Source organism: Hyphomonas sp. (assembly GCF_041398465.1).
Lineage (GTDB): Bacteria > Pseudomonadota > Alphaproteobacteria > Caulobacterales > Hyphomonadaceae > Hyphomonas.
In genome coordinates this window covers 296,501-309,976 of the sequence record NZ_JAWKUS010000005.1, presented here as the reverse complement: position 1 = coordinate 309,976, position 13,476 = coordinate 296,501, and the positions used below count along the sequence as shown (strand labels likewise).

At 57.4% G+C, this 13,476-nt stretch carries 13 protein-coding genes; 8 read left to right on the top strand and 5 right to left on the bottom strand.

What is annotated here, in order from left to right:
* Positions 1 to 59: 59 nt before the first annotated feature.
* Positions 60 to 1,478: a flavin monoamine oxidase family protein gene (locus R3C98_RS16435; RefSeq protein WP_371315151.1), complete on the top strand. Its 1,419-nt coding sequence runs from the start codon at positions 60 to 62 to the stop codon at positions 1,476 to 1,478.
* Positions 1,479 to 1,494: 16 nt separating this feature from the next.
* Here R3C98_RS16435 and R3C98_RS16430 read toward each other — a convergent pair whose 3' ends face one another.
* A complete protein-coding gene (locus R3C98_RS16430; protein ID WP_371315150.1) occupies positions 1,495 to 2,715 on the bottom strand; it encodes a CaiB/BaiF CoA transferase family protein in 1,221 nt (406 codons plus the stop codon).
* 101 nt (positions 2,716 to 2,816) lie between these two features.
* Between R3C98_RS16430 and R3C98_RS16425 the strand changes: the two genes are divergently transcribed.
* From R3C98_RS16425 to R3C98_RS16415, 3 genes are all read left to right on the top strand, one after another.
* Complete coding sequence (locus R3C98_RS16425) at positions 2,817 to 3,767, top strand: hydroxymethylglutaryl-CoA lyase (protein ID WP_371315149.1); 951 nt, start codon at positions 2,817 to 2,819, stop codon at positions 3,765 to 3,767.
* Between the two features lie 25 nt (positions 3,768 to 3,792).
* Positions 3,793 to 5,208, top strand: a complete 1,416-nt coding sequence (locus R3C98_RS16420) for a sodium/proline symporter (protein ID WP_371315148.1) — start codon at positions 3,793 to 3,795, stop codon at positions 5,206 to 5,208.
* A gap of 73 nt (positions 5,209 to 5,281) precedes the next feature.
* On the top strand, positions 5,282 to 6,187 hold the full coding sequence (locus R3C98_RS16415; protein ID WP_371315147.1) for a DUF1838 family protein: 906 nt from the start codon (positions 5,282 to 5,284) through the stop codon (positions 6,185 to 6,187).
* Positions 6,188 to 6,335: 148 nt separating this feature from the next.
* Here the strand turns inward: R3C98_RS16415 and R3C98_RS16410 are convergent, their stop codons facing one another.
* On the bottom strand, positions 6,336 to 6,842 hold the full coding sequence (locus tag R3C98_RS16410; RefSeq protein ID WP_371315146.1) for a DUF3598 domain-containing protein: 507 nt from the start codon (positions 6,840 to 6,842) through the stop codon (positions 6,336 to 6,338).
* 745 nt (positions 6,843 to 7,587) lie between these two features.
* On the opposite strand from R3C98_RS16410, the gene R3C98_RS16405 reads away from it, so the two are divergent.
* Together R3C98_RS16405 and R3C98_RS16400 are read left to right on the top strand one after the other, a co-directional pair.
* Positions 7,588 to 7,968 (top strand): hypothetical protein, encoded by a 381-nt coding sequence (locus R3C98_RS16405; protein ID WP_371315145.1) that lies wholly within the window; start codon positions 7,588 to 7,590, stop codon positions 7,966 to 7,968.
* Between the two features lie 51 nt (positions 7,969 to 8,019).
* Positions 8,020 to 9,558 (top strand): MFS transporter, encoded by a 1,539-nt coding sequence (locus tag R3C98_RS16400; protein WP_371315144.1) that lies wholly within the window; start codon positions 8,020 to 8,022, stop codon positions 9,556 to 9,558.
* A gap of 8 nt (positions 9,559 to 9,566) precedes the next feature.
* Here the strand turns inward: R3C98_RS16400 and R3C98_RS16395 are convergent, their stop codons facing one another.
* From R3C98_RS16395 to R3C98_RS16385, 3 genes are read right to left on the bottom strand one after another with little or no spacing between them, the layout of a single operon-like run.
* Positions 9,567 to 10,367: an alpha/beta fold hydrolase gene (locus tag R3C98_RS16395; protein ID WP_371315143.1), complete on the bottom strand. Its 801-nt coding sequence runs from the start codon at positions 10,365 to 10,367 to the stop codon at positions 9,567 to 9,569.
* Complete coding sequence (locus tag R3C98_RS16390) at positions 10,367 to 11,380, bottom strand: zinc-binding dehydrogenase (protein WP_371315142.1); 1,014 nt, start codon at positions 11,378 to 11,380, stop codon at positions 10,367 to 10,369. The genes R3C98_RS16395 and R3C98_RS16390 overlap by 1 nt, the downstream gene beginning before the upstream one ends.
* Before the next feature lie 7 nt (positions 11,381 to 11,387).
* Complete coding sequence (locus tag R3C98_RS16385) at positions 11,388 to 12,272, bottom strand: hypothetical protein (protein ID WP_371315141.1); 885 nt, start codon at positions 12,270 to 12,272, stop codon at positions 11,388 to 11,390.
* A gap of 95 nt (positions 12,273 to 12,367) precedes the next feature.
* Between R3C98_RS16385 and R3C98_RS16380 the strand changes: the two genes are divergently transcribed.
* Positions 12,368 to 12,664 (top strand): DUF1330 domain-containing protein, encoded by a 297-nt coding sequence (locus R3C98_RS16380; protein WP_371315140.1) that lies wholly within the window; start codon positions 12,368 to 12,370, stop codon positions 12,662 to 12,664.
* Entirely contained in the window at positions 12,661 to 13,473 is an 813-nt protein-coding gene (locus tag R3C98_RS16375; RefSeq protein WP_371315139.1) for a hypothetical protein, read from the top strand. The genes R3C98_RS16380 and R3C98_RS16375 overlap by 4 nt, the downstream gene beginning before the upstream one ends.
* The last annotated feature ends 3 nt before the right edge of the window (positions 13,474 to 13,476 follow it).

Sequence of the window (13,476 nt, the reverse complement as noted above, 5' to 3'; positions counted from 1 at the left end):
TGTGTGGGTATTCCTTAAAAGGTATATCTTTTAAGACACAAGTTGAAGGGGTATCATCGATGACATTCACGAGACGCGCCGTCTTGCAATTCACGAGCGCTGCAGCACTGGCGGCGTGTACGCCGGCGTTGCACAAATCACATGACGCAGATGTCATCATCATCGGTGCCGGCTTGTCTGGTCTGCACGCGGCCCGGATGCTGGCAGAAGACGGCGTCCGCGTATTGGTGATTGAAGGCGCTGAGCGTGCCGGCGGTCGCATCCTAACGCTTGACGATGTGCCGGGTAGCCCAGAAGCGGGCGGCCAGCAGGTCGGTCAGGGTTATGCGCGAATTCGCAAGACAGCGATCGATCTCGGCCTGGCGATTCTTCCCTATCCGGCCGCGCCGCGAGACACGGCATATTCAGTTGGTGGCCGGACAATGAGTTCTGCGGACTGGACCACTGCGAAGGAAAACCCGTTGCCTGGGCCCCTGCGCAGTTTGGCACCATCGACGGCCATGATGGCGGCAGCGGCCCGCTCAAATCCTTTCAAGGATGAAGGGGGCTGGCGAAATGTGGATCCAGGCGATGACATATCAGGCGAGGCCTGGCTAACGGCCGAGGGCTTCAGTCCCGAAGCCCGTCACCTGATGGACATCGGCCTTAATGGCATCAGCCTGGATACCTATTCCATGGCGAACCTCTGGCGGACGCTGTTCATATACGGCACTGAACGCTCGCTCGGTGCGCCGGAGAGAATCGAGGGTGGTTCATCACGCCTGACCGAAGCAATGGCCGCCAGCCTTGAGGATGGGAGTTTGCGACTGAAAACGAAGGTCAAGGCGATTATCGATGACGGATCTCGCGTCGAAGTCCGCACGGACAATGGGTCGCTTTATGCTCCTTTCGTGATCTGCTCGCTACCATTTGCGGCAATCCGGGACAGGGTTGAAATCAAGGGTCCGATTTCCGATCCGCACCTTGAGGCCCGCAATGCTGCGATCATGGGCCTGCCCTATACGCCCATTCAGCAAATTCACCTGCTGCCTGAGAACCGCTTCTGGGAGCAGGATGGATTGCCATTGGACATGTGGACCGATGGCAGCATTGAGCGCGTATTCGGTAACCTTGATGATTCAGGCGAAGTTACCAGCCTGACATGCTGGGTGAATGGTCTCGGCATTCACAAAGACTGGGACGACGCGGCATGGTTCGCAAAGGCCGCTGCCGATCTGGAACAGATGCGCGGTGCCAAGGTCAGGGGTGCCCGGGTCGTGCGCTGGGATTCCAGCCAGCCTTTGTCGGGAGGAGCCTACATGCACTGGGCCCCTGGCCAGATCAAAGCCTGGGCGAAGACCATGGCGCTACCGAGCGGTCGCATCCACTTTGCCGGCGAGCATACCTCCTTCCTGCATACCGGCATGGAGGGCGCGATGGAATCCGGCGAACGCGCTGCGATAGAAATCTTTGAGAGAATTGACTCCCAACCAGCTTAGTCCGACGCGCCCCAATTCAGGCCTTCTCGACTGACGTCTCAAGCGTGCTTGCATCTTCCTCGATCAGGCCGCGTGCTTCGAGTGCGTCAATGGCCTCATCCGACAGGCCAAGACCGGAGATAATTTCACGTGAATGTTCGCCGGAGCGCGGTGGGTTCAAGCAGAGACCAGGACGCACACCATTGATGCTGACTGGCAGCGCCGGCAGCGCAGTCGTTCCGCCATTTGGCAGGACTATATCCAGCAGACCGCCCTCGGCTTTCAGATGCGGATCGTCGAACAGCTCTTCTGGCTTCGTGATTGGTGCGAACGGCAAACCTGTGGTTTCAAGGCGGGCCATCAGGTCCTGCTTGGTGAAGCTGGCAAATAGTTCACGCAGACGCGGAACGATTACGTCGCGCTTGGAGACGCGATTGTTGTTGACGGCAAGTTCCCTATCGCCTGCCCAGTCGACGAGGTCGAAAGCCTTGCAGAAGGCCGCCCACTGACCATCGGAGACAACGCCGACAAATACTTTCTCCCCGTCCTTTACGTCGAACACATCATACACAGCCCAAGCTGAAACGCGTGTCGGCATAGGAGCGGCGGGGATGCCGGTAACGGCATATTGCGCCATATGCTGGCCAACAAGGAAAGCTGTCGTCTCGAACAGCGAGGCGCTGACATGCGCACCCTTGCCAGTGCGCGTGCGTTCATGCAGGGCTGCAAGGACGGCAATCGCACCGAACATCCCACCCGTGACATCAATCACAGACGCACCAGCGCGCAGCGGTTGTCCGGGAGGGCCGGTCATATAGGCAAGGCCGCCCATCATCTGTGCCACTTCGTCAAGGGCAGTGCGGTTTTCATATGGACCGCTGAGAAATCCTTTTTCCGAACAATAAATCAAACGCGGATTGCGTTTGCTCAATGTGTCGTATCCAAAACCCAGCGTGTCGAGGGCTCCAGGCCGAAAATTCTCGATGAAGACATCAGCAGTGTCGATAAGCTTCAGGGCGATCTCGGCTCCGTCCGGCGACTTCAAGTCGATTGCCAGAGAACGTTTGTTGCGATTGTACATCGAAAAGTAGCCGGCTCCGGAGCCTCGCAATCGCCGTGTCTTGTCGCCGCCGATCGGTTCGACCTTGACCACGTCAGCGCCCAGATCAGCCAGAATCAAACCAGCTGCCGGACCCATAACCATATGAGTGAACTCGACAACTTTCAGGCCGGCAAGTTGTTTTGGCTGGTCATTCATAGCAGTAACCCTAATTGCTTTCCTACTCAGTGTGAATTGATATACCATTTAAAGCAAGAAGCGATTCAGACGCAGCGCGATACAGAAGAAAGGAAGCCGGAATGGGTGTCTCAAAAGTACTGATCAGTGAAGTTGGTCCGCGTGACGGCCTTCAGAACTGCGGGTCCGTCATGCCATTCCAAGAAAAAATGCGGTGGATTCGAGCGCTCGCGAGTGCCGGGCTTCGTGAGATTGAGGTCGGCTCCTTTGTGTCGCCAAAAGTGCTGCCGCAAATGGCTGACACTGCCGATGTGGTGGTAGAGGCACGCAAAATCGACGGATTGGAAATCGCTGTCCTGGTGCCCAACCTGAAGGGTGCCGAACTGGCGGTCAAAGCAGGGGCGGCCAAGATCACACTTCCACTGTCTGTCAGTGAAACCCATTCCTTGCGGAACATTCGTCAAACCCATGATCAAGTGATTGCGCAGGCGGTTGCCATTGTTGCGATGCTGAAAGACCTGCCAGTGGGGCAGCGACCGTACTTTGAAGGTTCACTGTCGACGGCCTTTGGTTGCACGATTGAAGGCCCGATTCCTGAGCGTCAGATCCTGAGGCTGGCAGAGCGTCTGCTCGATGCAGGCTGCGATGAGATCGGATTATCGGACACAACCGGATATGGGGACCCTCACTCTGTTCGCCATCTCATCCGAGCGGTGCGCGGTGTGATCGGAGATGACAAGGTAACAGGGGTGCATTTGCACAATACACGCGGACTTGGCCTTGCGAATGCGCTGGCGGCGTATGACGAGGGAATCAGCACGTTCGACAGTTCGCTCGGGGGGCTTGGCGGGTGCCCGACAGCGCCGGGCGCCAGTGGCAATATCGTCACTGAAGATCTCGTTTTCATGTTTGAGAGCATGGGTATTGACACTGGTGTTGATCTAGACGCGCTGATAGCCTGTCGCGAGATTCTGGCGGGCGCCATGCCTGAAGAAGAACTCTATGGCTTTGTCCCTCGCGCTGGACTGCCGCTTGGTTTCAAAGGCGCGCCGGTCCCGGTCGCCGTCGAATAGCTGCTTTCCCAGGGCGGATGCTGACATGAACAATCCGGTCGCACTTGTAACACTGGTCCTGTATTCGGCGGGGCTGGTCGGGATCGGGCTTTGGGCATCAAGGCGCGCGCGTTCGCAGGATGCCTTCCTGCTTGGCGACCGCAATCTCGGGCCCTGGGTTGCTGGCCTTGCCTACGCGGCGTCGAGTTCATCGGCCTGGGTGCTGCTCGGCTTTTCGGGGTTTGTCTATCGTGTGGGATTGTCAGCGCTCTGGATGGTGCCGGGAATCCTGGCTGGGTACGCTGCTGTCTGGCTATGGGCGGGCAGGGTCCTTCAGGAATCTTCGCGACAGCAAGGTCATCTTACACTGACTGATTTCCTCACAGAGTTCGCTGGACCGCAAGCAGCGCGGATCATCCGTATTGTAGCATCTTTGCTGATTGCCTTTTGCTTTTCCTTCTATGTTGCCGGTCAGTTTCAGGGTGCTGGCACAGCAATCGACGGATTGTTTGCCACCGGCTTCACGCCCGGTGTTGTCATCGGCGCCATTGTCATTGTGGCGTACGTTTTTCTTGGCGGCTTCCTCGCCGTATCGGTGACTGACACGATTCAAGGCCTGCTCATTGCTGTCGTTGCTGTTATTTTACCGGTAGTGACCTTGCAGGCTGCCGGAGGATTCAGCGGTCTTGGCATAATGCTCTCAGCTGCACCGGAATCCTACGGTTCCTCGTTTGGCGGCAAACTTGGCTGGGTCGCTGCAGGCTTCGTCGCCGGACTGACGGCGACCGGCTTTGGTGCGCTTGGCCAGCCCCACTTGGTCGCGTGGGTTATGGCAGCACGCGATCGCAAGGCCCGCCTCACCGGCGCTGGCGTGGCGATTGGTTGGGGGGTGCTTGTCTATTCCGGCATGGCAGTTCTGGGTCTTTCGGCGCGCGCGGTGTTCGGTGCCGACATGTCCGCAGAGGATGTTTTCTTTAGATCAGCCGCCGTGTACTTGCCGGGTATTTTCGCAGGCATCATCGCCGCAGCAACCTTGTCGGCCATCATGTCGACGGTCGACAGCCAGCTGCTTGTTGCCGGCGCTGCGGTGTCGCACGATCTCGGACTTGGCAAGGCGTTTGGCGGAAGAGATGTCCTCGTTTCACGTCTCGCTATCCTGGCGATCTGCACCTTTGCAGTCGCGATCACGCTGTTTGTTGAAGCCAGTATATTCAGGCGCATCCTATTTGCCTGGGTCTCGCTTGGGGCAGCCTTTGGCCCGATCGTTGTAGCTCGCGCCTGCCGACTCAGGCCAGGTGGCGCGGCTGTTCTGGCCTCAATTTTCTCCGGCTTTGGTCTGTCACTGGCCTATGAGTTCAATCTGTTGGGCGCTGGCCCCGGCAATGCCTGGCCGACAATCATTCCGTGGCTAGCCGGTCTAATTGTCGTGTTCGGCGCGACCCGGATGCAACCGCGTTCCTGATCTTCTTAATTCGCTCTTGGCGCGAGCCTGGTTCTGTGTCATTTAAAAGATATATCTTTTAAGGGAGAGGTTCGTGAGTCACTGGTTCAAACATTTCGGCGGGGCGGCAGCATTGGTTGCGCTGTCAGCTTGCAGCACGGTTGGAAGCGCAGTCGCCCAGCCAAAAGCGGCAACCCTGGATCCGTATAACCCGCAGGATGCCATGCAATTAGCACGCAAGATGCAATGCTCGACGGTCGACGGCGAGCAGGCGATCTTCTCGTGGCACGGCATTGCCTATGCGCGTCGGCAGGGCGAGAAGGATGTGCACCTCTTTGACGTGATCGGCATGAATACGCGCAGTTGCAGTGCCATCAAGGACAAGAATGGTGACGGCTTTGCGCTCGTCTCACGCGAAATCCTGCTCTATCTCGACAAGGATACCGGAGAGGTTCTCGACACTTGGGAAAACCCATGGACGGGTGAAACCGTGAAAGTCCAGCAAGTCGAAAATGATCCCGTGAATTTTGAATCCTATACGGTCGGCCGTGACGGCAAGCCGGCCATATGGAGTGGCGAAATACAAGGCGATCAATGGTGGTACCGTTCGACTTTCCCGCTCTGGTATCCCAGCCCGCTGGCAGGCGCCTATCAGACCGAGGTTGGCGGCACCTACCACGCGACCGAATTGTTTAACTTCTTTGGTCGCACTGATGATCTTCTGAACCCCGAGACGACCAGCGCGAAAGTGTCAGTTGGCTGGTCGCGGATTTCTGACTGGTTGCCGTGGATGAAGATGAACGGCCGCGAAGGCATTTTCTACGTTCACACTGCTGGTGCCAGGTTGGAGAGTTGGGACGATCTTCCGGACGTGATGAAAGACTACATCAACACACGTGCACCGCTCTACAAGACGCCGCCGCAAACCGGTGATCCGCGTGATAACAGGACGAGCTGGCAAGGGTATGCTGATTTCCGCAACGCGCAGGAAAAGAACTAGACCTACGCACAGGGCATGAAAAAGCCGGGCAGAAATGCCCGGCTTTTTTATGAGGATATCGGGTGTTTTTTGCCAACCTGATTCTGGTTGCGGCAGTGGATGCCCATGGATGAGACACCCGTTTGTTCCGGACGTCCTAGAGATGCCGTCAGAATTCCTTGCCATCATATGCACGCCAGTCTGTAGAGACCCGGTGCTCATCGACCAGGGTGCGTTGGAAAAGGCGGTCGGCTTTGAACCATTGCCAGGTCCGGGCGCGCGACAGGTTATCGTCTGACAGCTGAATCATTTCGTAGAGATAGAGATCCGGCTCCCCTGTACGGGTCCAATTCAGCATGGTCGTGCGCCCGAAATCATCCAGTGTCACATCACAGGCCCAACCGTTGATGAACTCATTGTCCCATCTCAGGCGGCCATTTTCGACCGAAGCCGGGAAGTCGCGCACGTCGCGCTTTCCATCAGCCCAGCGATAGTGATTGGTCTGGTGATAGGGGTGGCCAGAGTCCGGAAAACGGCAAAGCAGCCGCGATTCATGTGCGTCGGTCTGTTTGCCGTTTGCATCATAGTAACGGTAATGTCCTTCCCACACACCCTCATGACGCGCCAAGGTCGGCAGCATCTTCTTCAGTTCGTTTGCGGATAGACTGGTCGTCATGTCATTTGCCTTCTGTTCAGGATTACCGGCAGTCATACCGGATTGTTTCGAAAAACTGCATTTTTTCCAGCCCCGAGCCGAGTACCACTTGCCAAAGCCGGTGAAAAACCGTTCTAGTAAAAGATATATCATTTGACGCATCTGTCGAGGGCTGTCGCAGCGACTTTATCAAGGCGACAGATTTTTCTGGGGGAGGGCAATCTTGCGAAATCTAGCTTTCTGCCTGGTTCTTGTCTGCATGTCGGGGCTAACGGCAAGAGCGGATTCCGGCGCCGTACCCGGCTATCTCCAGAAAGACATGCATGAACTTATCGCGATAATGCGGGGACGTTGGGACAATGACGGGCACGTCTTTTTCGCAGTTGACGCTGGAATGGACCCAGCGACGGTCGCTCCGCGCGAGCACCAAATAATTTCACCGGTTGACGGCAGCGAGGGCCGCCAGCTGCGCGTGGTACGTAAAGCGCCCGGCCTGCCGGACCGCGAATTGTTCTATACGTTCAGAGTCAATCCTGCAGCCAACCGCGTTGACCAGGCAATCCTGCACGCTGACGGAAGCTCAGCGGGGTGCGATGTATCGTGGGCTCGGAGCGGTGAAGGGTTTTCCGGAATAGCGTCTGGCGAGGGATGCGCCGCTCTGTTTCCGAAAGCAGTGGGGAAGGGGCCGCTCCGCGCATTGATGACGTTGTCGCCAGATGCATTCTGGACATCGAGCTCTCGCGGCGGCGCGACCGTGGAAAGCCGCATGCGTCGAGCGCGCGTGTTCTCGTGCTGGACATCGGTCCTGCGTGGCGCGCATCATGGCGATAGTGGTGAAGGCGAAGACGATTGGTATTTCCAACGCGATATTCTGATCCAGGATCAGGGCGGCAATGCCGTACTGATGACCGACGAAACACCGCCGCGAAAAATCGAGTTCAAGCTGCGGGATGTCGATTGGACTTATGGCGCGAACCGTCCGTCCCTGACTCTCTATATTCATGAAGGCGAAAATGACCGGGCAACATCTTATGCCTGGGCGGAAGGTGGCGCCGGACGGATCGGAATAAATTTGCGTTGGATACAGGCAAGCTGCACGTTTGCGGCTGACGAGGAATTTGTCGACCTTTCGATATTCAGTAACTGATAGAAACTTGTAGGGGCCGACGAGCCGCCTACACCGTGAGGAGATGTTCGTATGGCGAAATTGGGAGAATTCGGGCGGGGATGGCCGGTCTTAAGCGCAGCGGCTGTCGGTGTTGGTCTCGGCCTGTCACCGCTGCCTTTCTATACGATCGGTGTGTTCATACCGCCGCTGCTGGGCGAGTTCGGACCAAAGGGTTGGGACGGTGGATTCATAATGAATGCGCTGGCAATCTACACATTTGGTGCATGTGCATCCGCCCCAATTGTCGGCATCCTGGCGGAACGATTCGGCGCCCGGCGTATCGCCCTGATTTCGATTGTCACCTTCTCTCTTGCGATGATGGCGATCGGCCTGAACACGGGGTCGAAACCGCTGTATATATTCTTGTGGATGGTGCTCGCCTTTTCGGGGGCGGGCACATTGCCAATCACGTTCACACGGCCGGTTGCCAACTGGTTCGAGACGAATAGAGGCATCGCCCTCGGTATCGCGCTAATTGCGACCGGAGTGTTCGGTGCAATGGCGAAGTTTTTTGCGCAATATATTACATCTCATTTCGACTGGCGCACGGCTTATTTTGCGCTCGGGCTTCTGCCGTTGATGATTGCGCTTCCACTGAGCTTCCTGGCGCTGCGCGACGTCGGTGACGTCCCGGCCCGAGATGCAAAAGCAACACGCATGAAGCTGCCAATCCTCGGCGTCAGCGTTGCGGCGACACTGGCATTCATTGCCCTGGTGCTTAGCGAAGTCACCGGCCTGATCGAAAAGAATGGCATTCGACTCGAATATGTCATGCCATTTATCTACAGCCTGATAATTCTTGTCCCGGTCGGTCTGATGGTGTTCTTCAAGATAGGCACAGAGCCGCCAGCCATTAAGTCTAGGAGCGCTCAAGGAGCCGCCTTGGCGGGCATGACGCTGACGCAGGCCCTCGCCGACTGGCGTTTCTGGCTCCTGGCAATCGTATTCATCCCTATTTCCTACGCAGTCGGTGCAATCATTCCAAACATTGAGAACGTGCTGCGGGCCAGCAATTTCGATCAGGACACGGCAGTTGGTCTTGCGACCCTTACCGGTCTGGCTGTGCTCGGTGGACGTGTGATCGGCGGCTACCTGATCGACCGGCTATGGGCGCCGGGTGTAGCATTCGCCTTTCTAGCGTCTCCGGCTATTGCGCTCTGGATGCTCGGTCAGCCTGACATCGATGCCAATACGGCGACCTTCGCCATCCTGCTCGTCGGCTTTGGTGCAGGCGTCGAGTATGATTTCATGGCCTATATGGTGTCACGTTACTTCGGCATGAAATCATACTCGGCCATTTATGGCGCAATCTATGCGTTCTTCGCTCTCGGCGCCGGCCTGGGCCCCGGAATCATGGTCAATCTGGCGACCGGCAAGGGCCTGAAGATCATCGAATGGGATCTTGGCGTGCTCGTTGGTCATGATTGGAAATTCACCCTGGCATCGGCTGCGATCATCCTCTTCATCTCGACCGTTCCGCTCCTGTTTCTTGGAAAGTACCGGTTCGGGCATGAGCATGATGGCGCATTGGTCAACCCAGAGGAGGCTTCCGAAGCAACGGAGGCTTAAGGCCGCCGCTATGCCAGCTTGCCGAGCACAAGCTGGGCAGATTCATTGCTAAACGTGTCCATGAACCCGTAGCCCCAGTCAGGCAGCTCCACGATTTCGCCATTGCGCATCATCGGCGCAGCGCGGCGCGTCATATCTGTCAAATCGTCTGACGGGTTGAGGATGGTGATGCGCTGGTCAAGCGCGCGCAATGCCTGTTCGAATGGCTCGCCATAGGAAAAAGCCGCCGCGTGGCCCCACTCATAGGCCTCGCCGCCCATCAGGTTCATTCCCAGAGATTTTGCCAACATTACAAGCGATTGGTTGCCCCTTCGCTCCACAATGCGCTTCCACATTGTGGTGAAGCGCGTGCCGGCTTCATCGAGTGGAGTCGGCGTGAAATAGTCGTTGAACATCAACCGCTCTTCTTCTGTCAGAATAGCCGCAGACACCATCACAATGGCGTGGACGCGCTCAGGCTGTCGGGTCGCCATCTCCGTCGCGACCTTGCCGCCGGTATGGTTGCCGAACAGGTCTATGCGTTTGTGGCCGAGTGCATCAGCCACCTGCCAGCAAGACCGGGCATACATGTCAATCGTGGCATCGCTTTCCTGGGGAGGGGCGTCAGACATGCCGTAGCCGGGATAGTCGGGCGCGACGACTACGCGCGCCTGACTGGCTGCTTGCATGAAGGATTCGAACTCGCCCCCATGCTTCGGGCTTTGATGTAAGCAGTAGAGCGGCGGCGCAGTTGGCGCATCCGGTGCCGCCACACGGACATGGATTTGCCCGTAGATTCCGTCGACATAGAGGCGTTTTACTTGGGTCATCAGATTATCTCCTGTGCAACTGAAACAACAGCCTTGCCTTGATTCATTCCGTCCATTAGTCGCTCGAACAAAGCTGGCGCATTCTTAAGTCCGACCGCCCGGTCCTCGGCGAATTTCAATCGGCCATCAGCGATCCATGAGGATGCTTCGGTAACGTATTCATCCCAACGGGGGTAAAAATCATACACGACAAGGCCCGAGAGCTGCGCCCTCTTGCCGATGATCAGTCCGGCGTTCAAGGCGTGCTGGCTCGGCGAGTCGGTATGATAGGCGCCGACTAACCCGCACAGTACGCCGCGCGCATAGATATTGGCATGGCCGAGCGCAATCATCGCCATGTCCGCCGAGACGTTTTCGAAGAAGATTGACAAACCATCCGGCAGGGCCGCGCCGAGTGCCTCCTGCCAGCAGTCTTGCTTGTAATCTATGCAGGCGTCAAAGCCGTATTCGTCCGTAGCCAGCCGACACTTGTCCGGTCCGCCTGCAATTCCGACCACCCGCTTCGCGCCCTTGATCCGGGCGATCTGCCCGACCGTTCCGCCGACCGGGCCAGCGGCAGCATCGACGAGAACTGTATCTCCGGGTCCAACCTTTGCGAGTTGCGTAATTCCCGCCCAGGCCGTAAGACCTGGCATGCCAAGTACACCTGCATGGGCGGAGAGTGGCGCCGAGTTAGGGTTGATCTTGCGCACGCTGCCGCCAGCAATTGCAAGGATTTCCTGCCAACCGCCCTCCATGGATTGCACCCAGTCGCCAGGCGCAAGTTGCGGTGTACGGCTTTCTAACACCTGGCCCACGATCGCACCGGGGACCGCATCTTGGCCCGGCTGTGGCGGTTCTTCGCCCATATGGCGCCCACGCAGGCGGGAGCCAATATAGGGGTCGAGTGACAGATGAACGATCCGCACCAGGACGCCGCCGACTGGACAGGCCGGAATAGCCGCGTCGATAAGGACAAAGTCATCCGCACGCGGCTTGTGCGCGATGGCAGATTTCAGGACGACCTGTTGCATTCTCAACTTACGCTTCCACCATTTCGATCAGGGCGCCGTCGAGATCCTTCATGGTGGCGACGCGCTTGCCCTTGTAGACGGGACCTTCGCGGCGCACCGGCGGGGTGATCCACGGGCCGGTCAGGCTGTCGAAATCCGGATGCCAGAACGTCCCGATGGCGCAGCCGGGCACCAGCATGCTGTCATGATGCGGCCGATCAATTGCGGCGTCTGGATACTGGTCGAGTTCGAGGAACACATCCTTACCATGGATCATGGTCGAGATCGTGTGCAGCTCGGCCGGGTCGGTATCATAGGCCTTTGCGAGCATTGTGTAGACAATCTCCATATTGTCTCGCCCGGTCTGTAAGCCGACATGCTTTTCCATCCAGGTGAGTGAGGCTTTCATATCAGAACAGCCGAGGACGAGAATGAACAGTTTGTCGATAGGCGTGCTGGCCCGCGGCAGGTCGAAAGCGGGCAGGTCGGACTTGATCTGTGTCAGGTAGACGATTTCCTCGTCAGGACCTTTTACCTGCATCGGGTGGATAGCAGGAAGGCCATCGATCTCGCGCGGCGGGCCGATGATCTCAAACGGTGAGTCGAGCATGCGTGAATTCGCGGCGATCACATCGGTGACGCAGATTTCAATCGCGTTCCAACCGTAGCTGCGCAAAGCCTTGAAACCGTTCACGGCCGGTTGTTCGACCAGTCGCAGATAGATTTCAGCGCCCGAAGCAGGGGCCATGATTGCATAAGCCTTGCCTGCGCTTTTTGGCGCGCCCCAACTCGCTGCCAGGTCAGCTGGAAGGTCACCGCGCTCGACAACAGTGTAATCGAGATATCTGCTATAGTTTCCAACTGAGCGGTTGAGGTCGGCAACTGTCAGTGTTGCGGCGCGGAGAAGTTGCATTGTGATCGGTTCCTTACGTGTTGACCCTTGACCCGGGCGAGCAGATTAAATGATATACCATTTAGTACGACATGCCAGACCGAAGGACAAACAAAATGGCCGCATACATGATTGTTTTTGCAAACATCCACGACAGGGGCCGCTTCTTTCAGGAGTACGGAAAGCCGACTGCTGCGCTGATCGGAAAATACGGCGGTGAATATGTCCTGCGTGCACCTGGCGTGGAAGCGCTTGAAGGTAGTTTCGGAAGCGGACTCAGCGCAGTAGTTTCGAAATGGCCGGACAAGGCCGCGGTTCGCAAATTCTGGGAAAGCGAGGACTATGCGCCTCTTAAGGCGGTACGGCAGCAGCTTGCTGACTGCCACGTCATGATGGTGGAGGATCCGGCATGAGGACAGCGCTACTTTGTTTTACACTCGTCGCGGGATGTGCTGGCGTTCGAGACGCCTTGCCGCCGCCGGTTGCGAGTCGCAGCGAAATGCCTGCCGCCGTGCAGGCGTACCCGGAGCAGAGCGCTGCCGATATTATCCGCAGGGCGCATGCTGCAGCGGGCGGCGAGGTGTGGGTGCATCCCGATAGTCTAAAATTGACCGGCTACAATCTTATCCGCGCCAAGGACGGGGACGTATTGTGGAATCCCTATAGCATGTGGCGGATCTACGCGGATGAGAAAACCGATTCGCATGCCGCAGGGGGCAAGGTCCGGATCGAAGCCTGGACTGGGGGCAAGCTCGCCTTTCTGCTTGCTTTCGATGGCGTGCAAACGTCCAATCAGGATGGTGTAATGACGGACCAGTCGGCAAACGCGACCTGGGGCGAAAATTTTGGGTATGGCGCTATTCGTAACGCACTCGATGAGGGCTGGTCGCAGGTGCGCTTGCCGGATGATCTGGTGGATGGTGCACCGGCCTTTATGGTTGAGCTGACAGATCCGTCGGGTGGGGTGACACGGTTTGGCATCCGCCAGTCGGATGATGCTGTGGTTTATGTTGGATTTGACACGCCGCGTGGATGGCACGAGCGTCGCTATTCGAACTTTTTTACAAAGCCCGGTATCAGTTGGGTGCAGCCTGGCCGGGTGCGGTTGTTCTATGATGGGGTGAAATCCAATGAAGCGATATGGACCGATTTCCAAGTCGGTGAAAAGTTCGACGACTCCCTTTTCACAATAACCGAAGCGCCCGCCGCATTGACACCTTGAGGA